This window comes from Bacteroides sp. 51 (genome assembly GCF_010500965.1).
In the GTDB taxonomy this organism is placed as follows: Bacteria; Bacteroidota; Bacteroidia; order Bacteroidales; family Bacteroidaceae; genus Bacteroides.
This window is the reverse complement of the sequence record NZ_QVMI01000209.1, coordinates 1-302: the sequence shown is the minus strand read 5'-3', so window position 1 is coordinate 302 and position 302 is coordinate 1. Positions and strand designations below refer to the sequence as shown.

1 protein-coding gene is annotated in these 302 nt (G+C 38.1%); it reads right to left on the bottom strand.

Annotated elements, in window-relative coordinates; translation table 11 throughout:
- Positions 1 to 106 precede the first annotated feature (106 nt).
- Positions 107 to 302 (bottom strand): DUF1016 domain-containing protein (locus D0T87_RS24080; protein ID WP_163178722.1); only part of this gene is annotated, 196 nt, incomplete at its 5' end.

Genomic DNA, 302 nt, shown 5'->3' with positions numbered 1-302 from the left:
ATTCGGGATTGTATGAAAGACTGTTGTTAAGCAATGACAAAAAAGCGGTCTTAGAAGTCGCACGTAAGCAAAGGACACCGGAACAGAAATACAAAGAGTTACAAAATCAATTATCCAGCGGATGGAATACATGGAAATGTTTCCCATGGCCAACGGCAAAAACTATTCGTACCAGAATATCTATGGAACCAACAACCCCGGCAATATAGACACTTGATTCTATCTGACGGCGCAATTCTCTATATTTTAATTTCTCCTTGTAAGCTAAAAGGATATAGAAAACTTTTTCTTCTTCAGTCTTG